The organism is Paenibacillus sp. DP01 (assembly GCF_044784315.1).
In the GTDB taxonomy this organism is placed as follows: domain Bacteria; phylum Bacillota; class Bacilli; order Paenibacillales; family Paenibacillaceae; genus Paenibacillus; species Paenibacillus polymyxa.
The window spans coordinates 2,122,932-2,149,410 of sequence record NZ_CP173059.1 but is presented as its reverse complement, the minus strand read 5'-3'; the positions used below and the strand labels follow the sequence as shown (position 1 = coordinate 2,149,410).

20 protein-coding genes are annotated in these 26,479 nt (G+C 45.1%); 8 read left to right on the top strand and 12 right to left on the bottom strand.

Annotated features, from left to right (window positions below; translation table 11 throughout):
- Window positions 1-77: 77 nt before the first annotated feature.
- Window positions 78-1,076, top strand: coding sequence for a polysaccharide deacetylase family protein (locus ACH59B_RS09690; RefSeq protein WP_017425777.1), 999 nt, complete (start codon window positions 78-80; stop codon window positions 1,074-1,076).
- Between the two features lie 87 nt (window positions 1,077-1,163).
- On the opposite strand, the gene ACH59B_RS09685 is transcribed toward ACH59B_RS09690, so the two are convergent.
- Complete coding sequence (locus ACH59B_RS09685; protein WP_017425778.1) at window positions 1,164-1,784, bottom strand: TraX family protein; 621 nt, start codon at window positions 1,782-1,784, stop codon at window positions 1,164-1,166.
- Window positions 1,785-1,806: 22 nt separating this feature from the next.
- Entirely contained in the window at window positions 1,807-2,517 is a 711-nt protein-coding gene (locus tag ACH59B_RS09680) for a CBS domain-containing protein (RefSeq protein WP_017425779.1), read from the bottom strand.
- Between the two features lie 184 nt (window positions 2,518-2,701).
- Here ACH59B_RS09680 and fsa point away from each other — a divergent pair, with 184 nt between their 5' ends.
- From fsa to ACH59B_RS09665, 3 genes are all read left to right on the top strand, one after another.
- Entirely contained in the window at window positions 2,702-3,349 is a 648-nt protein-coding gene (gene fsa, locus ACH59B_RS09675; protein ID WP_013370592.1) for a fructose-6-phosphate aldolase, read from the top strand.
- A gap of 233 nt (window positions 3,350-3,582) precedes the next feature.
- Window positions 3,583-4,038, top strand: coding sequence for a MarR family winged helix-turn-helix transcriptional regulator (locus tag ACH59B_RS09670; RefSeq protein WP_107734272.1), 456 nt, complete (start codon window positions 3,583-3,585; stop codon window positions 4,036-4,038).
- Between the two features lies 1 nt (window position 4,039).
- Window positions 4,040-5,239: an MFS transporter gene (locus ACH59B_RS09665; RefSeq protein ID WP_016819207.1), complete on the top strand. Its 1,200-nt coding sequence runs from the start codon at window positions 4,040-4,042 to the stop codon at window positions 5,237-5,239.
- Window positions 5,240-5,357: 118 nt separating this feature from the next.
- Here ACH59B_RS09665 and ACH59B_RS09660 read toward each other — a convergent pair whose 3' ends face one another.
- On the bottom strand, window positions 5,358-6,674 hold the full coding sequence (locus ACH59B_RS09660) for an MFS transporter (protein WP_404303636.1): 1,317 nt from the start codon (window positions 6,672-6,674) through the stop codon (window positions 5,358-5,360).
- 90 nt (window positions 6,675-6,764) lie between these two features.
- Window positions 6,765-8,483, bottom strand: a complete 1,719-nt coding sequence (locus ACH59B_RS09655) for a methyl-accepting chemotaxis protein (protein WP_404303635.1) — start codon at window positions 8,481-8,483, stop codon at window positions 6,765-6,767.
- A gap of 276 nt (window positions 8,484-8,759) precedes the next feature.
- Here ACH59B_RS09655 and ACH59B_RS09650 point away from each other — a divergent pair, with 276 nt between their 5' ends.
- Entirely contained in the window at window positions 8,760-9,713 is a 954-nt protein-coding gene (locus ACH59B_RS09650; protein ID WP_404303634.1) for a serine hydrolase domain-containing protein, read from the top strand.
- Between the two features lie 144 nt (window positions 9,714-9,857).
- Here the strand turns inward: ACH59B_RS09650 and yicI are convergent, their stop codons facing one another.
- Window positions 9,858-12,182, bottom strand: a complete 2,325-nt coding sequence (gene yicI / locus ACH59B_RS09645) for an alpha-xylosidase (protein ID WP_404303633.1) — start codon at window positions 12,180-12,182, stop codon at window positions 9,858-9,860.
- 181 nt (window positions 12,183-12,363) lie between these two features.
- Between yicI and ACH59B_RS09640 the strand changes: the two genes are divergently transcribed.
- Window positions 12,364-13,293, top strand: a complete 930-nt coding sequence (locus ACH59B_RS09640) for an AraC family transcriptional regulator (RefSeq protein WP_016819202.1) — start codon at window positions 12,364-12,366, stop codon at window positions 13,291-13,293.
- Window positions 13,294-13,411: 118 nt separating this feature from the next.
- On the opposite strand, the gene brnQ is transcribed toward ACH59B_RS09640, so the two are convergent.
- Complete coding sequence (brnQ, locus tag ACH59B_RS09635; RefSeq protein ID WP_404303632.1) at window positions 13,412-14,764, bottom strand: branched-chain amino acid transport system II carrier protein; 1,353 nt, start codon at window positions 14,762-14,764, stop codon at window positions 13,412-13,414.
- Window positions 14,765-15,322: 558 nt separating this feature from the next.
- On the opposite strand from brnQ, the gene ACH59B_RS09630 reads away from it, so the two are divergent.
- The gene (locus tag ACH59B_RS09630; RefSeq protein ID WP_103042370.1) at window positions 15,323-16,597 is read left to right on the top strand and encodes an oligosaccharide MFS transporter; all 1,275 of its coding nucleotides are present in this window, start codon (window positions 15,323-15,325) and stop codon (window positions 16,595-16,597) included.
- 63 nt (window positions 16,598-16,660) lie between these two features.
- Here ACH59B_RS09630 and ACH59B_RS09625 read toward each other — a convergent pair whose 3' ends face one another.
- Both ACH59B_RS09625 and ACH59B_RS09620 read right to left on the bottom strand, forming a co-directional pair.
- Window positions 16,661-18,364, bottom strand: coding sequence for a methyl-accepting chemotaxis protein (locus tag ACH59B_RS09625; protein ID WP_017425785.1), 1,704 nt, complete (start codon window positions 18,362-18,364; stop codon window positions 16,661-16,663).
- Window positions 18,365-18,395: 31 nt separating this feature from the next.
- Window positions 18,396-19,673 (bottom strand): ABC transporter substrate-binding protein, encoded by a 1,278-nt coding sequence (locus tag ACH59B_RS09620; protein ID WP_404303631.1) that lies wholly within the window; start codon window positions 19,671-19,673, stop codon window positions 18,396-18,398.
- Window positions 19,674-19,916: 243 nt separating this feature from the next.
- Here ACH59B_RS09620 and ACH59B_RS09615 point away from each other — a divergent pair, with 243 nt between their 5' ends.
- Window positions 19,917-20,765, top strand: coding sequence for a copper amine oxidase N-terminal domain-containing protein (locus ACH59B_RS09615; RefSeq protein WP_107734279.1), 849 nt, complete (start codon window positions 19,917-19,919; stop codon window positions 20,763-20,765).
- A 137-nt stretch (window positions 20,766-20,902) separates the two neighbouring features.
- Here ACH59B_RS09615 and ACH59B_RS09610 read toward each other — a convergent pair whose 3' ends face one another.
- The 4 genes from ACH59B_RS09610 to helD form a co-directional block, all read right to left on the bottom strand.
- Window positions 20,903-21,244, bottom strand: coding sequence for a darcynin family protein (locus tag ACH59B_RS09610; protein WP_153794841.1), 342 nt, complete (start codon window positions 21,242-21,244; stop codon window positions 20,903-20,905).
- An 83-nt stretch (window positions 21,245-21,327) separates the two neighbouring features.
- Window positions 21,328-21,909: a Crp/Fnr family transcriptional regulator gene (locus tag ACH59B_RS09605; RefSeq protein ID WP_404303630.1), complete on the bottom strand. Its 582-nt coding sequence runs from the start codon at window positions 21,907-21,909 to the stop codon at window positions 21,328-21,330.
- A 124-nt stretch (window positions 21,910-22,033) separates the two neighbouring features.
- The gene (locus tag ACH59B_RS09600; RefSeq protein ID WP_243537106.1) at window positions 22,034-23,875 is read right to left on the bottom strand and encodes an adenine deaminase; all 1,842 of its coding nucleotides are present in this window, start codon (window positions 23,873-23,875) and stop codon (window positions 22,034-22,036) included.
- A 104-nt stretch (window positions 23,876-23,979) separates the two neighbouring features.
- Entirely contained in the window at window positions 23,980-26,340 is a 2,361-nt protein-coding gene (gene helD / locus ACH59B_RS09595) for an RNA polymerase recycling motor HelD (protein ID WP_228552605.1), read from the bottom strand.
- Window positions 26,341-26,479 lie beyond the last annotated feature (139 nt).

Genomic DNA, 26,479 nt, shown 5'->3' with positions numbered 1-26,479 from the left:
ACTAGATTTTGCTAGTTTCATATTTAGTATAAACCTCTATACTTTCAGAATTTTTTGCATGCGGGGGATGTCATTCAATGAAACACACTTTTTTAAAAAGAACATTGCTCATCATAAGCTTGGTAGCTATTCTCGGGATTTTGGTGCATGAAGCACGTAACATTTATCACACACCTGTAGTCAAAGGAACTCATCGTACACGCACTGCTAATGCAGATCGACTGGTACGCCATTTATTTTCACTGACGCCTACGCCAGATAAGGTATATTACCAAAACAAAGTAATTGTCCTGATGTATCATGAAGTAACCAAGACTCCACCTGATCCCGGTGCTCTCAAGCTTAGTAATTTAACGAAACAATTGGACGAAATGAAAGCAAATGGCTTCCATTGGATCACCATGAAAGAGTATACGGATTTTATTTTACATAAAGGCAAGGTTCCCGCTAATGCGGTCCTTATGACATTTGACGACGGATATGAATCCTTTTATACGGATACTTTTCCCGTGTTGAAGAAGTATCATGTTCCGGCTACCAATTTTCTCATTACATCCACAATCAGCAATCCTAAACATATTGGTATACCAAAGCTGACATGGGATCAAATTCATCAGATGCATGCAGAGGGCATTGATTTTTACAATCATACCAATGACCAGCATGCTTACGGATACTCCAACACAAAGCGCACCAAACAAAAACCACTTCTGATGGGTCCGGTGTATTCGAAAAAGCTGGGGCGAATGGAAACCGAGGACGAGTTCAAACAGCGGGTTTATACCGATTTGGACATGGCTGACAAGAAGCTGTTTAAACATCTACACAATGATCAGAATGTGCTGGCCTTCCCTTATGGTGGGTATACCAAGGAGACGTTGGAAATTTGCCGCTCCTTGGGAATTGACGTTACGTTTACGGTGAAACGAGGAATTAACTCACCAGGGCAAACGAACGGCTATCGCGTCAATGCAGGAGGAATACACAATATTCCCGAAGTATTGGTGCAATATATGAAAGAAGGGGCTCCACTTCGCCCACTTCCTTTTGCCCAAGGTCCCAACAAAGTATCCTGAACAGCATAGTATATTTAGGATAAAAAGAACCTTTACAACCACTATAAGTCGTGGTTGTAAAGGTTCTTTTGTTGTATGGATTCGAGTTCAGGGCCAGATACGAATTAGCGCAATAACAGCCAGATGTACGGGATAAAAGCTGCACCACAACCAACGCGGTACCCGACGATAAAATCCGCTCTCCCCTGTGGCAAAACATACAATCAGAATACTGGACAGCAGACTAAAGTGCTGAATATTCGCATGGTGTACCATATCATACACAACATTCAAAACAAAATGGGCAGCAATCATCAGATATGAACGGGTGTATCGATAGATGAGAACAAGCAGCAGACCATAGGCTCCGTAATCCATCTGGCTGAGCTCCATGAACAGGGCTGTGAGGACGTACAGACCCGATACAGCCACCCAATGCTTCATGCGAGATGCAGCAGCCAGCGCGAGTAACGACGCCAGTAGCGTCCAGATCACATTGGGTCTATACACATCAAACGCCAGCATATAGGGCACCTGGGAGATCAAGGCCAGCCCTAGCAGGCGAAGCATGTAACTCCGCATATTTCGGGTACGGGTATAGCCCATATAGAGGGCGTACGCGTAGATTGGAAAAGCAAGCCTGCCGGCAATTCTCCAAGCCGGATCTGTCGGAAAAAACACAAGTCCGACATGGTCAATCAGCATCGTCAGCATGGCCAACCAGTACATATAAGGCCCCCTTATTCATGTTTTAGGTCTTTTCTTCCGTCAAATTCAGAATGGCGTTCATAATATCCGTTTTCGTAACCCGCCCTACTAGCCCCTGAATTGGAGCCGAGGAGGTACATGGCTCGTCCAAAACAGGAAGACAATTAATCTGATGCCGGATCAGTCTCGATATTGCTTCCAGTAAAGAATCTCCTGGAGCAAGCGTCGTCATTTGGGCCCGGCGAGTCATAGCCATGGTCACCGGGACAGTGTGAAGATCAGTATGTCCCAGCATGACCTTCAGCAAATCCTTGCGGGTAACAATACCAATGAGCTCCTGCTCCTCCCCCGTGACCATCAGCGTGCCTGTATTTTGCTGAAATAGCATTAACACCGCATCATAGGCGGTAGCATCACCTGATATCAAAATCGGGTCACTCAGTATATCTGCCACAGTCAGCTTTTTGAGCATACTGCCAATATGGCTATCATAGTTTGGATAACGCCCTGGCAAGTAACCCACCTTTGGTTTGGCATCTACAAGCCCGAGCATAACGAGCAAAGCAAGGTCAGAACGCAAAGTCGGCCGCGATAGTCCCAGCTCTTCAGCAATTTTATCCCCTGTAACAGGCGCCAGACGCTGGACAATATCTACAATTTCCCGCTGTCTTTCTGACAGTTGAATAATGATTACCTCCTTATGGAATGGGGTAGTATACATTATTAATGAGCTTAGGTCGGTCAATTTCAGCATGTTTCGACAATTCATCAAATTTTAATCAAAGACCGCTTGTTTTCAAATTTAAAATGTGTCACAATTAAAAATGTAATACATACTAATTATAAGTTTAACGTGTGCAATATGCTACATTTAAATGAGCTAATGTACGCCATATGATATGTATTATGTACTATATAACCCTGAGGAGGAAAATCAAATGAAATTTTTCTTGGATACTGGTAACATTGAAGAAATCAAACGTATTGAACGTTTGGGTCTGGTTGATGGTGTAACAACGAACCCTTCCCTGATCGCTAAGGAAGGTCGAGTGTTCAAGGAAGTCATTCAGGAGATTTGCAGTATCGTTGAAGGTCCCGTAAGTGCTGAGGTAATTGGCCTGAAGGCTGAAGATATGCTCGCAGAAGCTTATGACATCGCAAAGTGGGCACCTAACGTGGTGATCAAGCTTCCTATGACCGAAGACGGTTTGTACGCTTGTAACGAGCTGACCAAGAACGGAATCAAAACGAATGTAACATTGATTTTCTCCGCAGCTCAAGGTTTGATGGCAGCCAAAGCTGGTGCTACTTTTATCAGCCCGTTTGTAGGACGTCTGGATGATATCGCCGTTGACGGCATGAAGCTGATCCGTGATCTGAGACAAATTTTGGACATTCATGGTCTGAAATCCGAAATCATCGCCGCTTCCATCCGCAACATTAAGCATGTAGAAGATGCTGCTCTGTCTGGGGCACATATCGCCACCATTCCGGGTTCCCTGCTTCCTTCCCTGTGGAAACACCCACTGACAGACAGCGGTATCGAACGTTTCCTAAAGGATTGGGAAACCGTACCTAAAGCTTAATTCGCCAGTCATGGCAAACTATATTGTACTAAAACCCGAACAGCCCGTTTTTTACGGGCTGTTTTTTTGCTCTTTTTCCCGCATAGACAAGTAAAAGTAAAGTGGAAAAGGAATGTATGTTTACAAAACGCTGCACAACTTCTTTTGACAAAACAACTTGTTGTCCATATAATTGTTATAACAACTAATTAATTTCAAAGTATCCTGTGCGGAAAATTAGAAAGGAGTGTCATATGAATAATTTGCCTCCCGATTGCTCTATTGGGATGTTGCTTGGAATCACCCATCGCAAAATGAGTCAACAGCTCTCGCATCGGCTTAAACCTTATGATATTTCCCCAGAGCAATGGTCGGTTCTGTACCAAATCTATCAGTCCGAGGGTTTAAATCAGAAAGAAATTGCAGCTAAGGCTGTAAAGGACCAGCCCACCACGACTCGTATTATTGATTTGTTGGACAAGAAGGGCTGGGTACAGCGTGTGAACAGCCCACAGGATCGCCGGGCTTATTTGCTTCATTTGACTGAAGCAGGCCGACAGCTTGTGAAGGAGACTCTCCCCGTCGAACGAGATGCCAACCACGATTTTGTAAAAGGAATTTCCTCTGCAGATCTGAAGCAATTCCGCCAAACGCTTTTACAAATTCATACCAACATGACTGAATCAGAAAAACAAGGAGAGAACGATTAATATGCAACAAGGCAAGCAACCTCTTTGGACCAAGGAATTTATCGTTCTTACGGTTTCCAATTTATTTTTGTTTCTGGAACTACAGATGATTGTATCTTCCATTCCTTCCTATGTGAAAAATGCATTCCATGCTACCTCCGTGCAGGTCAGTCTTGTTACGACTTTGTTCGCATTAAGTGCAATTGTTGCAAGACTTTTTTCTGCCCGTATGCTGGAAAAAGGACATCGCAGCGCCCTGATCTTCGTTGGACTGCTGTTTGCATTAGCAGGAACGTTGGGATACAGTGTTTCACCGACAATTGCGGTACTCCTGCTCATGCGTATGCTGTTTGGGATTGGCTTTGGTATGAGCAGCACTGCCTTTCCAACAATGGTCACTGACGTCATCCCTCCCAAACGTCTCGGTGAAGGAATGGGATTTTTTAGTCTGTCCACTAGTTTAGCCATGTCTATTGGGCCAACCATCGGTATTTCGATGCTGCAATACGGCAGTTTTAACCTGCTTGCCTATTCGACATCTGCTGTCATTGTTGTCATTTTCCCTCTAGCCTACTGGCTCATTCGCACACTGCCTAAGGGGCACGTCGAACCACCTATGGTCCCTTTGGAGGAAGGGCGCAAACCGGCATTCAACCGTAAATTGTGGATTCCCGCCTTGTTGAACATGTTGATGTCTATCACATATGGCGGGTTGCTCGGTTTTATGGCGCTCTATGGAGATGAAGCTAATCTGGCGCACCCGGCTTACTTTTTCCTGTTTAATGCGGTATCTGTACTGATTGTGCGCCCCTTCTCGGGCCGTATATATGACAAAAAAGGGGCAAAGGCACTGCTCATCCCTGGTTCCCTGTTTCTCATTGGTGGTCTGATTCTGCTTTCCTACGCACACAGTGACGCCTTTATGTATCTGTCTGCTCTTTGCTACGGTATCGGGTTTGGTGTTATGCAGCCAACCTTGCAAACCTGGATGATTCAGGTCGTGTCACCTAAACAGAGGGGCATGGCAAACGGTATGTTTCTCAATTCCCTCGATTTTGGAGTCGCAGCCGGAGCACTTATACTTGGCGTTATCGCCAAAGCCAGTGATTATGCATGGATGTATCGTCTTTCGTCGCTGTTTGTTGTGCTGTTCTTGCTGATTTACGTCATTCAGATTATCGCAAGCCGCAAGCCTAAAACAAATGTTCCTCTGGAGGGGTAAGACTATTCTTTAAAATGAGTATCCATCTATATTTGCTCAAATATCAAAAGCACCCGTTACCATGGCTTTACATGGAAAACGGGTGCTTTTTTTATTTCAAAGCTTTTTCAATTGCAATTTATTTATATTTCGCAGGAGTTTTGTGTCTTAGCTTAGAAGAAAGAGGCTTTTCTCGAGACACGTATGTCATTCCCTTAGTCTTATGGCTACGATCACTAGATTTGCCCCCTGCGGGTTCATCCTGCTCTGGCTTGACCGCAAATAGCATAAGCAGAGCCGCAATCCCCCCCACTGCGGCCATGACGCCAAAAAGCAGACCATGCCCACTGCTGCCGATCAGCAAGGATACAACCGGAGGGCCTAAAGATACTCCGACAAAGCGCATACTGCTGTACAAGGAAGTGATGGTTCCGCGCTCTTCTTTTTCAATTCCCTTAGTAATCAGTGCATCCAAACAAGGGAGTGCGAGCCCAATACCCCCGCCCCCTAGCGTAAACAGGCCAATCACAGCATAAATATGTTGAAAAAATCCGAGAATAGCAAAGCTGATCGTCAATATGGCCAAACCACCGAAACCGATCCATTTCATACGCTTTTTGTGCTTGCCAATAACCTTGCCACCTAAATAAGAGCACAGACAGAGGGAAATAAGCGGTATGGCCAGCACAAAGCCCTTCCAGACGCCATGGAGGTTGTAACGACTTTCCAGTATGTCGGATAAGTAGAACAAGACGCCAAAAATGACAAACATACAAATACCGCCCATAGCAAAAATAGCATAGAGCCAGCGTCCTTTTTCGGCAAGCACCTGCTTCACATTCCCCACAAATTCTCGAAACCTAATCGGTTGGTTTTTACGCTTGGGTACATGGATCAGCCTAATGACCAAAATAAGCGAAATCAGACAGAGGCCCGGAATCACTGCCAATGGCAAAAACCATAGTACAGCTCCCAGCGCAGCACCGAGAATCGGACTTAATACTTTACCGAATGTGTTGTAGGTCTCGACTACCCCCAGGTTCTTGCTGGCTTCATCCTCGTTCTCATACAGATCGCCCACAAGTGGAATGACTATAGGAAAAGCCCCCGCCGCTCCCGCGCCCTGAAGTAGACGACCTGCAATAATGGTCCAGTAAGCTGCCAGGTCATGTAGCAGCCATGCTCCCACCGCAGAAATGCCCCCTCCAATCACAGTCAGAATCAGACAGGGAACAATCACCGCTTTACGGCCAAAACGGTCGGATAGATAGCCAGCAATCGGTATCAGTAAAATGGCCACCACCGCATACACTGTAATCAACATGCTAATCCGAAAGGAGCTTACATGTAGCTTACGTCCGATTTCCGGTAAAACCGGAATCAGCATGGAATTACCCAGCGTCATCATCAGCGGGATGGAACCTAATGCAACCAGATTCCCTTTATTTTGTTGCATCCCGTTACCACCTTTGCAAAAGTAATAACACAGCTGTCCAGATTCGTTCAACAGATGTTATTGTGTTTACATTGGTGGGAATTTATACGACTATACTTTAAAACCACCGACCCTTGCGTTCAGCAATTGCGACATATCCGCCAGAGTGTGAATGGACGATGCAATTTCCTCCATGGAAGCCAGTTGCTCTTCAGCCGCCGCACTGACGCTTTGGGTTCCTCCTGCCGTCTGCTCCGCTACTTCACGTATGCGTTCCGCCGCCTTCACCATTCGCTCTGATCCACCGGACATTTGTTCTACAGACCGATTAACACTGTGAATCTGCTCGCTGACCTGTTGAATGGAACTTCCAATCTGACGAAATGCAGTTTCAGCGGATTGCATGACCTTTACGCCAGATTGCACTTCAACTGTTCCAGACTGCATGGTGGAAGCGACATGCCCAACATGCTCCTGAATGTTTTGCACAAACTGTGTGATTTCTGCTGCTGAAACCGATACCTGCTCGGACAATCTTTTTACCTCAGAGGCCACAACAGCAAATCCTTTGCCCTGTTCTCCCGCTCTTGCCGCTTCAATGGATGCGTTAAGCGCCAGCATTCCAGTCTGTTTGGCAAATCCGGTAATAACAGATCCGATCATGCCAATCTGCTCCGCCTGTTCACTAAGTGAACGTACAGCACGTGCAGAGCTGTCTACACTTTCGCTTACCTTCTCCATCTGACGCATAGCCTGACCTATCGATTGTTCCCCTGCTTCTGCATCTTTAGCGGCGGTATCAGACAATTCATATACCTGCTCGCTTGTGGTAGCAATCTGTTCCAGCTCGTAGGCAAGTTCTTTCATGGTATCTGTAGTTTGTGTAATATCATCGACCTGATGCTCCATGCCCGTCACAAGCTCTTCCATTACACCGGAGGTATGACGATTGGCCTGATTCATTTCCTCAGTACTGACGTTAACACGCTCTGCGGTTACCGTTAATGTACGAGCCGTATCCTGAGCATCCACAATGATACTGCGGAACCCTTCAATAAGCTTGTTGTAGGAGCTCGCAATCATACCGATTTCGTCTTTGGACGTAATATCCAGTCGACTTCGCAAATCTCCTCCACCTTGAGACATTTGCAACAACTGCTCATTCATATGGTGTAATGGACGAATCGAACGAATCAAAACGATAGATTGAGCAATGCTGTAAATAATAACCAAAAGCCCTACAATGCTCGTAATCAAAGTTGTATTCGTCATCGTTTGGTGCGCCTGCTGTATTTTCACCGTTACCATATCTTCCTGCGCCTTGACAAATGCTACCACCTTGGTATCAAGTTGCTTACGCAAAACCCGTTCGTTTTCAAAATCATCGAGCAATTCAGAAAATGGGGGGAAAGCATCATCTCTTGTACTCTTATACCCCGCTGTAGTCAGTAGACTATGAACCTGATTCATATAGGTATTAATCCCTGTTTTGAGCTCAGTCATCTTCTTCTTTGTATCCTCATTACCTGTATTGAGTAGAGCTTCTGTCTCCTGTAGCAACTTTGCAACTTCACTCTGCTTGTTTCCGATCTCGTTCCCATACTGTTCGTCACGAGTCAGCAAATATGCCCGCTCATCATTGGATATCCCGTTTAACAAAAATTGAAGAGACTTGGAGTTATACGCAATCGTCTCTTCACGATTCATAATATCTTTGTACTCGTTCTCACTATGTATACTTAAAATGTAATTGGTCAGCAGCATGGCAGCAATCACACTTGGGATCAGTATCGCGCTGAGAATCATTTTGGCCTTAATTGTTAAGTTCATGAATTGGTCCCCCAGTTGTTTCAAAATAAAATGTTCAACTTACTATATATCGTTTTATTGGTGTGTTTTTTTAAATGAAAGCGGAAAAGTGTATAGATTTTTAAATATATTTGTGTCTATTAAGTGAACATATATATGTTTTTTAATATCAAAAAACAAAAAAATTCAAATTAGGGAAAAAGATAAGAACTATTATCCGTTTGTACTTGTCGGATTCGGATGGTTAAAAATGATATACTATGTAATGGTATGCTATAAGCCTCAAGGAGGATTTGCATGAAAATTCTGGAGCTCAAACCACTTATTCACGTGCTTAACAAGTTGGAAACCCGTAGCTGTCTTATTGAGCAGCAGGGAAACATGATCATGGATTACTACCGTGAACCTCAAATTGCCAACGAACTCTATAAAATAAATTCCTGTACCAAAAGTGTGATTTCCGCATTAGTTAGTATGGCTATGGATCAACAACTGGTACCCAAACCAGAGACACCGATCCTCGAATTTTTCCCTCAGCTGGCCAAAGATAGTGACCCTCGAAAGCGTGATATTACGATTGAACACCTGCTGACGATGTCTGCTGGCTTTAACTGGACGGAATTTGGGGGACAAAATTCTTTTCCTACCATGAGCAAAACGTCCGATTGGGTGCAATTTGTGCTTTCACAGCCATTATCGGATATACCAGGTACGCGAATGGAGTACAGCTCTGGCTGTTCTCAACTTTTGGCCACCTTGCTGCGTTCTGCCTCTGGACAAGCCGTTGCTGAATTTGCCGAGGAGCAATTATTCCAGCCACTCGGTATCGATAACTATCATTGGGAAACCGATCCGCAAGGCACTCACACCGGAGGCTTCGGGCTACATCTCAGACCGCTGGACATGCTCAAATTCGGGCGGCTTTATCTGACCGAAGGAAGCTGGGAAGGACGGCAGATCATCCAGACAGAGACCGTCCGATATTCGACTCGTCCATTTCTTCCAGCCTCCAAACCACAAAAAGCATATTACGGCTGTCACTGGTGGGCTTCTTCCTTTTCGGATGAGAGAGAAACAGGAACCGAAATAGACTATTTTTACGCACTCGGCTTTGGTGGGCAATATATTATTGTGGTCCCGTCCTATGATTTGGTAGTTGTCCTCACGGCTGATACATTTAAAAAGAAGCGGACTCCTGTGGATATTTTCCGGCAGTACCTTGTACCACTACTACTTCAACAGAATGCATAGGGAATGATATCTAAGCTAAATTTGGAGATATTCTCTTTCAGAATGCCACATTAAAAAGGGGTTGCCTGTTTGTATCAGGCAACCCCTTTTTTTCGCAATATAATCGCTATATTATAATCTATCCATCTACAGATGAACTCCTGACTAGCCCAAGTGAATAGTGAGCTCTTGTTGTCCGCTGGTGGCTGGTGTAATGATTACCCCTTGTTCTCCCACCAAACTGCTGCCTTCCTCCACTTGAACAGCCTCATGGATACCGCGTAGTACTAACGACCACGGTTTAACGGCACCTTCTGCCTTCACCGTAATGACAGAATCCTTACGGCTGGCAGTAACCGTGAGCTCTTCTTCGCCTGATGTATTCACGATAACCGAACGAGCCTGTTGCCCTTCGCCGAGCTCAAACAAATGAAGCGTCACTTGATCTGCATAATCATAATTTGGACGACGATCCTCATGACCGATGGCCAACAATGTGTTTGGCTTCACGAGCACAGGTAAGGTTGTAAAATCATGATGCTCGTTGACCCAACGACCACCAGACACGATTTCATTCGTTAACAAATTCGTCCATTGTCCCTCGGGTACATAATAGGTTACATTGCCTTCTTTATTAAAGATCGGGGCTACCAAAATGGAATCCCCCAGCATGTATTGTAAATCCAGCGTTGCACAGGTTGGGTCCTGCGGGAATTCCAATACCATAGCCCGCATCATCGGCAGTCCCCTCACCGAGGATTCCACAGCAGAAGCATACAGGTGTGGCATCAGTGAGCATTTGAGTTTGGTAAAGCTGCGCACCACGTCGACTGACTCTTCGTCAAACAGCCAAGGAACACGGTATGACACATTTCCGTGTAGACGGCTATGGGAGGATAACAATCCAAACTGTACCCACCGTTTGTATAAGTCCGGCGCAGCCGTTAGTTCAAAGCCGCTAATATCATGGCTCCAAAAGCCAAAGCCACTCAAACCAAGCGATAATCCGCCCCGCAAGGACTCTGCCATCGACTCATACGTGGACGAGCAGTCTCCGCCCCAGTGAACTGGGAACTGTTGTCCCCCGGCTGTGGCAGAACGTGCAAATAATGCGGCTTCATTTTTGCCCAGCTTTTCCTCCAGCACATCAAACACAGCTTTGTTGTACAAATGCGTATAGTAATTGTGCATTTTCATTGGATCAGAGCCATCATAATAAACTACATCTGTTGGAATACGCTCACCAAAGTCGGTTTTGAAGCAATCCACGCCTTGATCGATCAGCACCTTCAGCTTATCCTGATACCAGGCAACTGCAGCCGGGTTCGTGAAGTCAACCAGCCCCATCCCCGCCTGCCACATGTCCCATTGCCACACGCTGCCATCAGCTGTTTTGACCAAATAGCCATTCTCCATACCTTCATCGAACAAAATGGACTTTTCTGCAATATACGGATTGATCCATGCGCAAATTTTGAGTCCCTTAGCCTTCAATCTCTGCAACATACCTTCTGGGTCTGGGAACATATCTTGATCCCACTGAAAATCGCACCATTGGTATTCCTTCATCCAGAAGCAGTCAAAATGGAATACCGAGAGTGGCAGATCCCGTTCAGCCATCCCGTCGACAAAATGGTTTACTGTCGCTTCATCATAATCGGTCGTAAACGAAGTGGTCAGCCACAAACCAAAGGTCCAGGCCGGTGGCAATGCAGGTTTGCCTGTCAGCTTGGTATAATTGTCCAGTACCTCCTTAGGATTAGCTCCACCAATAATAAAATACTCTAACGATTCGCCAGCAACGCTAAACTGTACCTTCGAAACATTTTCCGACGCAATCTCATAGGATACCTTTTCCGGATGATTGACGAATACACCGTACCCTTTATTGGATAAATAAAATGGAATGTTTTTGTATGCTTGTTCACTGCTGGTCCCGCCATCTTCATTCCAAATATCAACGACCTGACCATTTTTCACAAATGGAGTGAAACGCTCTCCAAGGCCGTATACGTACTCTCCCATACCCAGTTCCAGCTGCTCCCGGAAAAATGGCTGGTCCTGCGGGTCTGTAATATAGCCGGGTCCCCGATGCCCACTGCCCGTGACTTTACGATCCTTGACATAAAAGCCTACGTCCCAGCTCTTTCCACGACCGACTCGCACACTCAGATCGCCGCTCTTCAGCACTGCTACGTCCTCACCCACCGTAATATCCACCTCTGTTGGCAAGGTGTGAATTTCAAAATCTGGTCCATGATGCACCCGTCCCTTATGGTGGTTCAGACGCACCCGAATAACATTCGGCATGGGAGAGCTGTAGGTCGCTTTCAGTAACGCTCCATTTAGCGTATCCCCTTTGTGCTCGATCCGGTGGGTTGCTGCATATACCGTCATGGAAGCATCGTCCGTCACGATATCACGGATGTCAGCAGGATTTTGTATTTCATAGCCCTTGCGAACCAACCAATAGCCATCAGAAAATTTCATCTGTCTCTTCCTCCATCTCGACTTTTATATTCCTTGTTCCCAAATCGCTGATTGGATTTTTTCGAAATCCTTACTATAATAATATTGATTTATGTAAGGGTTTACTTCTTTTATTTTGACGTTTAGTATCAATATTTTGATGTTTTCTATATAAATCAGTGTGCCGAAAGGAATCAGTGAAATGCAAAGGGAAATGTTAAGAGAAAACCGTATTCACGGCAATCCCATGTATCCAGTCAGCGTATATCCGAGCGTAGAGCAATTGAACGGAAATAGTATATTGGAGTCCCATTGGCATGAGGAAATGGAGTTTATCGTAGTAGAACAGGGGAGCGCTATATTTCAGACGGATATGGTCTATACGGAGGTTAGCGAAGGTGAAGCCCTTTTTGTACACAGTGGCGAGCTTCACGCTGGTTATTTACAAAAAAGTCCTCGATGTGTATTTTCTGCGGTGGTGTTTCACCCGGATATGCTGCACAGCCGCACGCAAGATACAGTTCAGACGCAGTTTATTGAACCATTTATCAATAAAAAACTCGTCCCTCCCCCTCACATTCGCGGTGTGCAGCCTTGGGAGCAGGAGCTATTGACCGCATTGAAACGTATTATCACTAGCCATGAACAGAATGCGCCTGCCCGTGAACTGGCGACCAAGGCGCAGCTCTATAGCATAATTGCCTGCCTGTTCCCGCACATGACTCCGGCTAGTGGAGAGGACGTGGTTATGGCGAGTCAACGCAACAAGGTCGAACGGATCAAAAAAGCACTGGCGTACATCAACAGCCATGCGCATGAGCCCATTCGTTTGCGAGAGATCTCAGATGAGGTTGGGATGAGCGAGGGACATTTCTGTCGTTTCTTCAAGCAGATGGTGCAGAAAAGTCCGGTTGAATATATCAACTATCAGCGGATTCAGAAGGCTTGCAGGTTGCTAGAGCAAAGTGACCGCAAAGTAGTTGATATTGCGCTGGATGTGGGATTTGAAAATCTAAGCTATTTTATTGCAACCTTTAAAAAATGGAACGGTCTGACTCCTTCGCTATACCGCAAGCAGCACGAAGCAGATCAGGCGCTTGCTGTCCTTTCTATAACAGACGGAAATTTATGATTTTGTTTTGATTAGCTGCGCGTAAAGTTACAAAAAGAAAGAACGAACAGAAGATCAAGTTCTCCGTTCGTTCTTTCTTTTGGTTATACATGTCCAATTCACCGAATAAGCAAATCATTTATTTTTTGGGCTTCATAAGTATAAGGACAATTTTTCTTCGTTTAATATAGTAGAATATATACCCCCCTACTCCTCCTAAAACAGAGGGAATTAACCAGCCTAATCCTACATCATATAACGGAAGAATTTGAGTAAAAAAGTCATTAATTACTTTGATTTTTATTCCAGCAGCATTCAAGCCGTCAAATAGACTAACAATGAAGGTTAATATTAAACTGCCTTGATATACTTCTGATTTTCCTTTAAACACGGAATGTAAAAATGTTAAAAATATTAGAGAAATCGCAATAGGATATATTGCAATTAACACTGGCGTTGAAACCTTAATGAGCTGTGTTAAACCTATGTTGGCTACAATGGTACTAAATATGGATAACATGAGAGCAATTCTTTTATAAGAAACTTTCGGAAACAAGGTATGAAAAAAGGAAGAACAGGACGTAATAAGCCCTACGCTTGTCGTTAAACACGCTACTGTAATCATTAAGCCTAATAAAATGGAGCCGTAAGATCCAAAATAATAGGATGAAACCTTGGCTAACACCTCAGCACCATTTTCTAAAACACCCAGTTTTTCAACGCTAGAAGCTCCCATGTAGGCAAGAGACGTATAGATAAATGCTAAGAGGACAACCGCAATGGTTATCGATTTGGCACAAATAATCATCAGCTCTTTTTTGGCAGTAACTCCTCTTTCCTTAATTGCATTCACAATAATAATTCCAAAAATAAAGGCTACAAGAGCATCCAATGTTAAATAACCTTCTTGAAAGCCTTTGAAAAAGACGTGCGAAGTATAGCCTTCAGCAGGTGCTTGGAAGGCTCCTATGGGGTAAATAAGGGCTACGACCACCAGAATCCCAATGAATGTCAATTTAATGGGTGTTAAAAACTTTCCGATCACATCAATAATTTTTGTAGGGTTAAGTGATAACAAGCATGCAACCCCAAAAAAAAGAATGGTAAATACAAAAAGTGCGACAGGATGATCTGTATGGTTTGAAAAAAAAGGCTTGACTCCAATTTCAAACGACACACTACCGGTTCTTGGAATTGCATATAACGGGCCAATGGCTAGATAAAGAATCGTTGTAAAGACAATCCCGAATACAGGATGTACACGACTCGCTAAAGTTTGTAAATTGCTTTTGCCTGAAAAAACAAAGGCAGTGATGGCTAGTAACGGTAAGCCAACTCCGGTAACCAAGAAACCCGCATTGGCTATCCACACATTCTTTCCAGCCATTTGACCAAGCATAGGTGGGAAGATTAGATTCCCTGCACCAAAAAATAAGGCAAATAGCATCGATCCTATAATAATAATAAAGGACGAAGAAACACTTTTTGACATAATAAATCCTCCAACCATGAAATCACAACAGTTTGTTATCATTCATTTTCTTTTTATTTTGTGTAGTACATGCTCATAGGGTTATAGCAGCACCAAGTAGGGATAGCCATCCGCTAACCCTTCCCGACCGGTGTGAAACGTTATTCAAGATGTGGGGTTCGATAACTCATCATTACACAATACTCTATATACGTTCACGGTATCAAGTAACTTTGTACTTGCGAAAGAACCACTTCATCCCCTTGCTTTAGCAATTTATTGTGCTATCAGTATGACCATGTCAGCCAGACCTTAGAACAATTCTACTTCTTGCCGTGTTTCTCCTCCTACTAAATGAGCTCAATGAACTATAAAGAATTTTACACGTAGGACTTATTTCTTACAAGATGAGAAAAGTTATGTACAACCCAACCTGGCAATTGATTGCAATAAGCACAGGAAATCTTGGGAAAATGCCCTATGGATTCAATTCAATCCTCCTTACAATTAATAGTACAGACAATGCTTAATGACGTTGTCAACACATTGAGCAGCTACAATTTGAAGGGGTGCTTATACATGAGGAATTTGGCAAAACGCAACTATTGGTCTTTGAGCGTTTTTAACTTCGCTTATCTGTTTACATGGTCTGCCGCCATGTCTTTTTTTGTCATTTGGCTAGGACAAAGCCTGGGGATTTCAGAAACCTACACAGGGTTTTTATACGCGGCTAACTCTATCGTCGCCTTGATCATGCAACCCCTGTTTGGGTACTTATCCGACAAGCTGGGCTTGAGAAAACATCTGCTGTACATACTTTTTACGATTCTTTTGCTCGTCGGACCCTTTTTTATCTATGTGTACGGTCCATTGCTTCAAACGCAGTTCGTCATTGGTGCTATTGTCGGCGCCCTATTTATCGGCCTGGTGTTTAATGCAGGTAATGGTGTCGTCGATTCCTATATGGACAAAGTGTCACGCAAATACGGGTTTGAATACGGACGAGTTCGTATGTGGGGCTCACTCGGGTGGGCAGCTGCTACCTTTGTTGCGGGACGGGTCATCAATATCAATGTGAATCTGACCTTCTGGATTGCCTCCGTATCTGCCGTTGTTGCTATGATCTGCATCTTCCTGACCAAAGTCGAAATTTCCGGACAGGAGCAGCAGAAAACTGAATCGTTGAAGCTCACTGACGTACTGCATCTCGTACGCACCACAAAGTTCTGGTTTCTAATGCTATTCATGGTTGGCGTGACCCAAATTTATGAGGTATATGACCAGCAATTTGCCACCTATTTCGTATCTCAGTTCAGTTCTAAAGCAGAAGGAAATCAATTCCTTGGTGATTTAAGTGCTGTGCAAGTATTCCTGGAATTTGTGTTCCTGTTTGTTACCCCATGGTTTGTCAACAAAACGACTGCCAAATGGGCATTGATTATTGCCGGAGCGATCATGTCATTGCGTATTATCGGTTCTTCGCTGCCGTTCGGTTCCATATGGGTGGCTGCGATGAAGATGATTCACTCCCTGGAAAAACCGCTGATTCTGGTTGCCATCTTCAAGTACATTACTGTCAACTTTGACCAGCGTTTATCGTCCACCATGTACCTGCTGTATTTGTTTATGGGCTCCCTGGTGGTATCTGTTTTCTCACCTATTGTCGGACATATGTATGAAGTTCTGAATTTCCCGATCACTTATGTTATTTTGGGTTCCATTGCCGGTCTGTTCACCATCATTTCCTGCTTTACGCTGACAGCTGACAAGAAAAATGGAGAACGGTACCTAGAGGAACGCCGTAAACAGGATCTGAAAAGAGCTGCCAAAAAAGCTGAAGCCGTTCACTCGTAATCTAATGGTAACAGCGGTAGTCTAGGACTTGTTTTTCTCGTCCAAGGCTACCGCCAACTTACTTTAAATTTTGAATACAGACACCGTTTGATTCATCTCTTCCGCCCGCTTGGCAAGCATGTTAGCACCTGCAGACACTTCCTGCATGGAAGCAGTAGTTTCCTCGACTACGCTTGCGACTGTTTGAGTAGAATCGGCTGCACGTTCGGAGATTTCGGCAATTTTCTTCATAGATTCCACCATAGAAACGGTTCCTTCATTTACGGATCTTGCTTCTACAGCCGCGGTGTCTACCTCACCGCTCACTTCTTCAACGGCACCGACAATTTCAGAAAAGACGTTACCGACACCTTCGACAAGCATCATACCTTCATTTAGTGATTGAACACCTTCATTCATCGAGATGACAACTTCGTCTGTTCTTAATGCGATTTCGTTGACCAGAGAGGAAATCTTGCCGGTTGCTTCACTTGCTTGTGCCGACAAATTGCGTACTTCATAAGCGACAACCGCAAATCCTTTTCCCTGCTCTCCCGCTCTTGCAGCTTCTATACTCGCATTGAGTGAAAGCAAGTTGGTTCGGGCTGCTATATCACTGATCATAGCTGTGATCTGTCTAATCTCCGCTGACTTTTCTCCTAGAATATTTACTACTTCAGCGGATTGAGTTACCTTGGTATGCACATCTCTTATTTGAGAGACAGTGGAAGACATTTGGGTTTTCCCGTTGTTTGCTTTTTCTTGTGCTTGGATTGTGAGATTAGCTACATTCACAAAGCGATTGGTTATGTTCTCTACACTTTTAGAAACACCTACCGTGTAATTCAGCGTTTCAGCAATATCTGCAAGCTGTGTCTGAGATCCCTCTGCGACTTGAGTGGCACTTATAGCTATCTGCTCGGTAGCAATGCTTGTCTGTTCTGCACTGGCTGTTAACTGTTCAGCCGTAGAAGCAACCAGTAAGGAATTATCCACAACTTCCTTTAAAAGGTTGCGCAGTGAATCGCACATTTCATTAAAATCGGATGCCAATTCCCCGACCTCATCTTTGGATCGGACCCTAAGAGGTTCCACTTGCAGGTTCCCCCTCGTTACCAGCTTTATCTGTTCCGCTATCCTTAATATGGGCTTAGTGAACGATTGAGCCAGTAAAAAAGAACCGATAATTCCCAGGATCGTACATATGATAGTCAAAGAAATCATCAAAAGTCTACCTGAATGGTAAGATTGACTCGATTGATTAGCTGCCTCAGTGGCATACTGCTCATTAAGCACCTTCAGTTTATTTACATCGTCTAATGCCGCCTTATAAATAGAAGAATTTCCATGAACGATCATGTAGGCCATCACTTTGTCGTTTTCTTCCATGGCAGCGGAAACCACCTTTAGATGGCGAAGATACATTGCCCACTGACCATAAAAGTTGGTGAACAGTTCTTTTTCCTCCGCTGTAGAGGCTAAACTTTGATATTTATTTACACTCTTATCCATTGAAGCTGTAGCTTTGGTTAGTTCTTCTTGATAAGTGGTGCGAATAGCCTCATCCTCTTCGAGTATCAATCGAACAGTTAGTCTATCGATTTCTGTAATCTGCTTATCCATACCCTGAAGAAGAATAACCGCAGGTAAAGACCTGTTATTTACCTTATCAGAAGCCTCTCCCATTTCCGACATCTTAATGACACCTATAACACTTGAAAGGGACAGTACGACAACCAGTATGAGAGCTGCACTAATTATTTTTTTCTTTAACGTTAATTTAAACATCCTTATCTTCCTTCCCGTGACTGGTCTCATATCATCCCTGCTGAGCTTTCCAGTATATGCGTATTTGGCGCAACAGCTCAGCCTTATCTATCTTTCCACTAATGTAGCTTTGGATAGATGCTCCTGTGATGGCCCCATGATCAGGTGGAAGTGTTGCCATAAACGGCAGCGTCTTTCCGCTCGACAAATATGACTTGATCGATTTACTCAAGGGATCGGTAGGCACCAAGTCAATACTCTTGAAGGCCGGTATAACATTGACCTTGTTGACCAAAAGTTCCTGACCGGACTTTTCGTATACCAGCCAGTTTAAAAATTTCTTGGCTTCCTCTTGCTGCTGAGGCGTGGTAGCTGTGGAGTCGATGAATACATACTTTGTCACACCAACTGTGATCTTTGAATTGTTGGGATCATTCGTATTATCATTTAACGGAAGAGGCAAAAAACCGTATTCCTCATTTGCCGTATCATTGCTCTTTATTCCATTCCAAGCCCAGTTACCCATAAACCAAAGCCCTACCTTGCCCTCTCCCAAAGCTTTGGCACCATCGTCATACGTACTGTCCAAAGGCGAGTGCTTATTGATGCTGTTATCCTTGAGCAGGTCTAAAGTTTGTACCCATCCAGACATTACACTGTTTTGGGACAAATCGATGGAGTTGTTCTGCATACCTTTAACAAACTCTGGAAAACCTTCGGGTTGAACAGAATAAGACAGAGCTAAAAGATGAGAGCCGAGAGACCAGTCCATTGGTGAAAGCATGACCGGTGCTACTCCCGACTGCTGAATCTTAGCCATTAATGAGTTCAGGCTGCTTCTACTTTTCACCGAAGAAGGATCAAAAGAACCCCCTGTTGCCTTGTCCAATACTTTTTTGTTATAGATTAATCCATAGCCTTCCACTGCAAATGGAAATCCCAGCACAGCATCATTTTTCTTAACGGCGTCAAGTCCATTTTCTATCGTATCGGCTACCCACTTCTCTTTACTTAAATCAACGGCTTTATCCAGGAATGTCTGCGTGTCTCCCGGGTCAAGCATCGACATCGTTGCTGGACTTCCTGAGCCGTACATCGACATCAGCTTTTGATATGCAGACGTTCCCTCTGGAGCAGTAATAATTTCTAAAGATACTTCCGGATGCTCTTGATTGTATTGTTTTGCCACTTCTTCCAATTGGGTTTTTATTTCAGATTTGGAATTCAAAAATGTAATCTTAGTCGTCTGCTCTGATACTGGTGATGCTGAACAACCTATAAACATCAATAAACATGCTAGAGAAATCGCAACTTTTAGCTGTTTTCTCATTAACTTTCCCCCTAAAGATTTACTTTGTAAATTTTATGAACAATATTCAATGTTATCGACATAATTCCCCAGGGAGATTAGAAATTTTTAGTTGGTAAATATCGGAAATCAGATTAAATAGTACAAACTGGTTGTTACGTTAAGTTAATGAATAGGAAAGCGCAACGAATTTTATCCAGTCGCGTCTGAATATGGTGAAAAGTTGCTACGCAACAAATTTAATTAAAAAAGGAGAAGTCATTTATGAACAAAGCATTCTTTGTTTTTTTTCTTGCTATCTTTTTATGTATTTCATCGTCCACTACATATGCAGCACAAAATCAAATCAAAATTGACGGTGTGGCTATTGCAACCGATGCGAAGCCAGAAATGAAGAACAAACGTACAATGGTACCTTTACGTGTTATTAGCGAAAGTTTGGGGGCTAGCGTCGAGTGGTCCGATTCCGGGGTTATTCTCGCTAAGAGCGATATGAAAGTAAAATTAGCAATAAACAGAAGCATAGCGGAGAAAAACGGTAAAAAGATACTGCTTGATGTAAAACCATACGTGAAAAACAATCGCATGTATGTTCCACTTCGTTTTATTGCAGAGGCGTTTGGATGTAAAGTCAATTACAGCAACCTTATAGTGACTATTACTACTGAACCATTGTTCATAAACGGTGTACAAGTAAAGTCACTTCAACAGGAATACCATATGATCATGGGCGGCGTAGTTCAGCAAATTCACGGCAATGCATATAACAAAACCATTTATAATATATTTGCAAAAAACAAAGGTGAAAAGGTTGAAGCACCTGAAAACTATTCTTGGAGCTTCACTATTGACACTCTTGGGTCTTATTATAAAAATGCACAATACGATTTCTTAGACCAAAAGGGGAAAAGCTTAGCTCGTTTTGACGTGTATTCTTTAATCCAGTCCTTTCCATCCGAAGTTTTAGTCGGGTATCCCAAGTTTTTGATTCATGACGTATCCAAAGATGAGTGGTACTTGTTTAGTGATAGCGCAGCAAAATCTATTAATCAGTTAATTAATAATGCAACAAATAATGGATTTCTGAAGGTTATAAGTGATACCGTTGTATAATACAATTTTTCCTTGCGATCATCTCTAATAGATAAAAGGCGAATTCCCAGCTGAATAAAAACAGCACGGGAACTCGCCTTGTTTAAAGCCTGTACAAACTCAACTCCTACTTTTATATAGTAAGGGAGTACGGAGAGTTATTTGTCCATCTGTAGCATTTCGGACTCATAGGACTGAAATGCATTTTCCATCCCCATCAAAACATTTTTAATCTTCATGTACCCTTTAGTATACGGCTCCGAATCACGAATTTCTTCCCACATATAGTGATATTGCTTCATATCCGCTGTTTCGCATACGACGAAATCCGTATAGTCCTTTCCAGGCAGCGCTTCTGCATCAAAAAAACGAACCTGTACATGCTCACTATATTTCTGAATGCGAGCCTGCAAGGTTCCCGCATGTTTGCGACGTTCTTCCCGAGGAAGAGCCAACCAGGAAGGGTAGAATTCCAATAATACAATCATCATATAACGCATATGCCTATCTCCTTTTTTTGTGAAGTTTGAATGGATTTATCGTTATTGTACGCTGCTTGTCTGCCAAGCCGCATTAACATAGGTTAATGCGGCTCGCTGCGCAGCAAACGACTAAGTGAGACGGGGGATACACCTATGTACGAAGCTATATGGTATTGTGCAACTCGTTTGTCCAACCCGGGATACTTGAGAAGAAAGGCATCATAACGTTCCCTAGCAGAAAGATACAACAATTCGCGTTCTCGTTCCTCCTTGCGAATGTATAGTCTTTCCACGCTCTTACGCACGAATCTTTCCCACATATGGCTTGTATCCATAAGCTCCTTCAGGACATGATATGGAATTTCAATAACAACCGAATCTTCTATGGCCTCAATCGTAAAAGTGGATGGTTTACCTTGAACCATAGCGCCATAAGAGGTTACATAATCATTTTCTGGTGAAAAACCAACATTATATTCTCTACCATCTGCCAAAGTATAAAACAACCGGAATAATCCCTCCGAACAAAAATAAGCATGTTTCACAGGTTCCCCTGTTTCAATAAGATATGTACCCTGCTGAACATGCCTCACACGGGTTTGCTCTACAAACCTGTTCCAATCCTGATCTATAATTGAGGCTTGATGAGCCATTTTTTCTAATGAACGATAATATAATTGCATCTGCTCACCACCCCACAAAACGTTGATTAAGGAATTAAAGATACCTTTCGGACTATATAAGAAAACAGGGGCTATCCCTCAGGTCTGGGTAGACCTGCAGGACAACCCCCAGCGACGTATTCTATCAGGCTTCCGTAGCATCCTCTTCCACGAAAAGAGACACCTTGCGTATACCGTCGGCTCCGATCACGACAAGTCCCTGATCCGACAGGCGGATTTCAGGGATTACGACCAGTGCGAGCAACGACAGTGTCATCAGCGCGTTGTTCAGCATGCAGCCGGATTGCTGAAGTGCCCGGCTGATACTTTCGGACTGCGCAGCCACCTCTGCAAACGGAGCTGGGGACATCAGCCCAGCGATCGGGAGCGGGAAGCGCGTCTCACCCGAGGCGGATACAACCACCACGCCGCCACGCAGGGCAACGGCCTGCTTCGCCGCCTGGGTCATGAGCTCGTCATCATTACCAATGACGAGCAGGTTGTGGCTGTCATGCGCTACGGTCATGGCAATTGCAGCCGGCTCGGTGAAGCCGACGCCTGTCACAAGCGCCACCGCGTGGCTGCCACTGGCATGATGCCGCTCGAAAACGGCGATTTTGCACAAATCCTGCGCAGGATCTGATGCAACTTCACCATCACGCACCGGAACGGTCATCCGCACTTCCTTCGTATCCACATGATTTTCCGTGACACGAATTACCCGTACAGGTACATTCCCTTCCTGTACTGGAGCCGCAATACGAAAATCTGCAGCACTCAGCTCTCGACCCAAATGGACCGTGTCCATCACTTCCGCAGGATAAACAAAGCCTTCCCAGTCGGCGACCATTTGTCCGTACTCAGCCACCAGTTGGCCCGCTGCGATGGTAGCCGTCACATTCACTTCGGCTAAGCGGCCATCAAGCAGGATAATATCGGCAATCGCACCGGGAATAATCGAGCCAATGTCCCGTGCTACGCCGAAGCGCTCTGCCGTATTCAGCGTTGCCATTTGAAAGGCAGTCACGGGTTTAACGCCCTGCGCAATCGCATGACGCACCACGAAGTCCATCTGCCCTTCATGGAGCAGGGATTCCGCACTGCGATCATCCGTCACCAGCATCATGCGGCGCGTGTCGAGACCCATTTCCGTGCTGGCACGGATCGTCTCGGCCACATCATGCCATGCGGAGCCTTGCCGCATCTTGGCATACATGCCGAGCCGGATGCGCTCGGCTACATCCTCGGGCGTGACACATTCGTGATCGCCCGTAATTCCTGCGGCTGCGTAGACCGGCAGCCGCCAATCATCGGAGGCCCATGTAAAATGGCCGTCCGCCACCTTGCCGGCGCGCAGCGTGGCCTGAATTTCCCCAATCATCATGTCATCACCATAGACGACGCCAGGGAAATTCATTACTTCGCCCAGTCCAATCATATCTGGGCCCCAGCTTAGAGCCTCTGCGACTTCCGCCGGACCGAAAGAGGCACCGGTCGTTTCCAGCTCTGGGCCTGTGGAAGGCACGCAGGAAGCTACCTGCATGTAAGCAGCCAGCGGTGTCGTGCGGGCTTCGTCCAGCATTAGACGAAGCCCTTTTAGACCGAGCACATTGGAAATTTCATGTGGGTCAAAAAAACCGCCCGTCACGCCCAGCGGCAGTACAGCCTTCGCGAATTCAGTTACGGTGAGCTGTGTGCTTTCGATATGACAATGTCCGTCCAGCAAACCCGGTGCCATATAGCGGCCTTCCGCTTCAATGATTACGGTGTCTTCTCCAATCGTATGGCTAACGTCTCTACCAACGTAGGCGATACGAGAGCCTTGCACAGCAATAGACATGCCCGGTAACAATTCGCCCGATACCACATTGACCAGCGTTCCTCCGCGGATCACCAGCGATGCCTTGCGCTCCCCTCTAGCTGTAGCTACCAACTCGGGCACACAGTCCGCCAGCGGTGGGCGTTGAAATACTCTTTTCATGTCCATTACGTTTGTAACCTCCGTTTATGCTTCTTACCTGTTTGGCTTATTTGCTTATGTTACTGGAATACGCTCAATATTGCCAGCCGCCCCTAAAGAACCTGGTCACTTTATTTCACTTTACGGATATACGTCTCCGATTCCTGCGAACTCACGAATGGCGTAATCTCCCCTATGCTATAGATATGCAGCAAATGCATCGCTCGCGTACAGGCCGTGTAGAACAATTTACGCTCACTCTCACGCTGGTATACTTGGGCCGATCCGTCATAAATGAGAACGGCATCAAACTCCACGCCTTTCGCCAGATAGGCCGGAATAATATGAATCCCCTTTTCAAAAGCGGGAGTTGTTTTCTTAATTAATTTTGGCTTTACTGGCAGTTGTCCTTCTAGTGCTTCGTAGGCTGCCGCGCTTTCATCAGCATTTTTACAGATCACCGCGATGGATTCATAGCCTTCTGCCAGCAATTTTGTAACATTCTCAGTTATCAGTTGATGCAGTTTTTCACGCGAGTTCACCTCGGTTACCAGGGGCTTCTCACCCTTACGGTTAAACGGAACAATATGCTCCCCTCCTGCTACCATCCCCCGGGTAAACTCTACAATCTCCTGTGTGGAACGATAGCTGCGTGTCAGGGAAATCATCTCGGTCTGTTCTGCTCCATACAGGTCATACAATGGTTCTGCATCCTGGAGCACCGAAGCATGGGCATAGATAGCCTGATTAAAATCGCCCAGTGCTGTCATTTTAGCCTGTGGAAATAATCGTTTGAAGAACGCCAGCTGGAATGGTGAATAGTCCTGTGCCTCATCAATAAACACATGACGGATGTTGCTATTGGAGCGGAAGCCCAGCATCAGCTCACGCAAATATAAAAAGGGCGTCACATCCTCATACGCTAGTTCTCCAGCCTGAATGCGTTTCAGAGTTTGCCGACTAATTTCACTCCAGTTGACGGGCAGCTCTGCATGATTCGACAGTTCGCTTAATAACGTCTCGTTCATAAACAGCTCGCTGTATAGACGGGTTGTATCCACGAAGCGAAGTGCCTTAATCCACTTGCGCAGGGGCTTTAAGCGATCACTGACCACCATACGCGCCAATATTTCTCTTTCACGCGTAAAGTCGTCGAAGGTATCGCCTTTATTCTTGGATTTCCGGCGCATGCGGTTATATGCACGCTGATAATCCTCCGGCTCCATCAGATCCATCTGCTGGTCCACCCAAGGAGCGGAGCATTCTTCCTTACCAAAGCGAGCCAGTTCTTTGAGCATCCAATCACGCAGCAGCTCCAATCTGTTCGCCAGCCGCACAGCCGAGTCAAATCCATAAAACTTGCTTGCCAATTGCTCTACTGAAATCACCTCACGTCCCTGAAAACGAACCGGTTTAAAACGCATTCCCTTTTGTTCCAGGTGCGCTTTGTAGCCTGTAATCACATGTAAGAACGTCTTGGATGACTTAAAGCGGATACCTTCCATCCTAGCCTCATACCCAGGCTGTGACGACGCTGATAGCACATATTCCAGCTGCTCAAAAGGATCTTCTAGCTGAAACTCCCGGCCCAAACGCCGTTCCAAATATTCCTGAAATGTGGCCTGAAGCATATTTTCCTCACCCAATTCAGGCAATACTGTCGAAACATAACTGTTGAACATGGGGTTTGGCGAGAATAACACGACCTGATCTGCTCGCAAGTGATCCCGATACTTGTATAGCAAATATGCTACTCTCTGAAGCGCAGCGGAGGTTTTACCGCTTCCTGCCGCTCCCTGAACTATCAGCATCCGGCTTCGATCATCACGAATGATGCGATTCTGCTCCTTTTGAATGGTGGCGACAATGCTTTTCATTTGAGCATCCGAGCTCCGGCTTAATACGGCTTGAAGGAGTTCGTCTCCAATGGTGACGCCGGTATCGAACATAAAGCGGATCTGTCCGTCACGGATCGAGAATTGGCGTTTGAGCGTCAGTTCTCCTTCCATCTCTCCTGCTGGGGTCTTATAAGAAGCGGGACCTGGCATGTTATCGTAATAAAGATTCGAAATAGGTGCGCGCCAGTCGTAGATCAGAAATTCCTCATCCTGGTTATCCAGCAGGGAGGCAATCCCCAGATAAATACGCTCCGCAGTCTGCCCTTCCTCAGCAAAATCAATACGTGCAAAATAAGGTGAGTCAAGCAACTTTTTCAAACGACCTAACGCCTCAGTGGAATGCTTGTGTCTTCGTTCCCGCTCAGACAAAATCTCAGACTGCTGACGCAAACTGGTGGACGTCTCTCCCACATCATCCGCCTCACTGAAATTGATCGTTACCTCATCCCAGAAGTCTTTACGCATATCGACGACATCGCCTCGCACAGAACCAACCTCTGTCTCCAGCTTCCGAATACGCCCGCTAATGACTGCGGTCACATCTTCTACTCTTCGTTGTTCCTCATTCCATTGCTGCTCAGTAGTCACTGACATCGCTCCTGTTCCGTTTCCTCCTGCTCCGCGCAGGGCTCCCTTGCGTACAAACTATGCTCTATTATGGACCCGGGCATACTCATCGCATCCCCCTGATCCGGGAAAATTGACTATTCCTTTGAAGCATGCTATAATGTAA

Excerpts from the sequence above, each read along its gene's own strand:
- ACH59B_RS09690 (WP_017425777.1), top strand. The coding sequence starts at position 78 with ATGAAACACACTTTTTTAAAAAGAACATTGCTCATCATAAGCTTGGTA.
- ACH59B_RS09685 (WP_017425778.1), bottom strand. The coding sequence starts at position 1,784 with ATGTACTGGTTGGCCATGCTGACGATGCTGATTGACCATGTCGGACTT.
- ACH59B_RS09680 (WP_017425779.1), bottom strand. The coding sequence starts at position 2,517 with ATGCTGAAATTGACCGACCTAAGCTCATTAATAATGTATACTACCCCA.
- fsa (WP_013370592.1), top strand. The coding sequence starts at position 2,702 with ATGAAATTTTTCTTGGATACTGGTAACATTGAAGAAATCAAACGTATT.
- ACH59B_RS09670 (WP_107734272.1), top strand. The coding sequence starts at position 3,583 with ATGAATAATTTGCCTCCCGATTGCTCTATTGGGATGTTGCTTGGAATC.
- ACH59B_RS09665 (WP_016819207.1), top strand. The coding sequence starts at position 4,040 with ATGCAACAAGGCAAGCAACCTCTTTGGACCAAGGAATTTATCGTTCTT.
- ACH59B_RS09660 (WP_404303636.1), bottom strand. The coding sequence starts at position 6,674 with ATGCAACAAAATAAAGGGAATCTGGTTGCATTAGGTTCCATCCCGCTG.
- ACH59B_RS09655 (WP_404303635.1), bottom strand. The coding sequence starts at position 8,483 with ATGAACTTAACAATTAAGGCCAAAATGATTCTCAGCGCGATACTGATC.
- ACH59B_RS09650 (WP_404303634.1), top strand. The coding sequence starts at position 8,760 with ATGAAAATTCTGGAGCTCAAACCACTTATTCACGTGCTTAACAAGTTG.
- yicI (WP_404303633.1), bottom strand. The coding sequence starts at position 12,182 with ATGAAATTTTCTGATGGCTATTGGTTGGTTCGCAAGGGCTATGAAATA.
- ACH59B_RS09640 (WP_016819202.1), top strand. The coding sequence starts at position 12,364 with ATGCAAAGGGAAATGTTAAGAGAAAACCGTATTCACGGCAATCCCATG.
- brnQ (WP_404303632.1), bottom strand. The coding sequence starts at position 14,764 with ATGTCAAAAAGTGTTTCTTCGTCCTTTATTATTATTATAGGATCGATG.
- ACH59B_RS09630 (WP_103042370.1), top strand. The coding sequence starts at position 15,323 with ATGAGGAATTTGGCAAAACGCAACTATTGGTCTTTGAGCGTTTTTAAC.
- ACH59B_RS09625 (WP_017425785.1), bottom strand. The coding sequence starts at position 18,364 with ATGTTTAAATTAACGTTAAAGAAAAAAATAATTAGTGCAGCTCTCATA.
- ACH59B_RS09620 (WP_404303631.1), bottom strand. The coding sequence starts at position 19,673 with ATGAGAAAACAGCTAAAAGTTGCGATTTCTCTAGCATGTTTATTGATG.
- ACH59B_RS09615 (WP_107734279.1), top strand. The coding sequence starts at position 19,917 with ATGAACAAAGCATTCTTTGTTTTTTTTCTTGCTATCTTTTTATGTATT.
- ACH59B_RS09610 (WP_153794841.1), bottom strand. The coding sequence starts at position 21,244 with ATGCGTTATATGATGATTGTATTATTGGAATTCTACCCTTCCTGGTTG.
- ACH59B_RS09605 (WP_404303630.1), bottom strand. The coding sequence starts at position 21,909 with ATGCAATTATATTATCGTTCATTAGAAAAAATGGCTCATCAAGCCTCA.
- ACH59B_RS09600 (WP_243537106.1), bottom strand. The coding sequence starts at position 23,875 with ATGGACATGAAAAGAGTATTTCAACGCCCACCGCTGGCGGACTGTGTG.
- helD (WP_228552605.1), bottom strand. The coding sequence starts at position 26,340 with ATGTCAGTGACTACTGAGCAGCAATGGAATGAGGAACAACGAAGAGTA.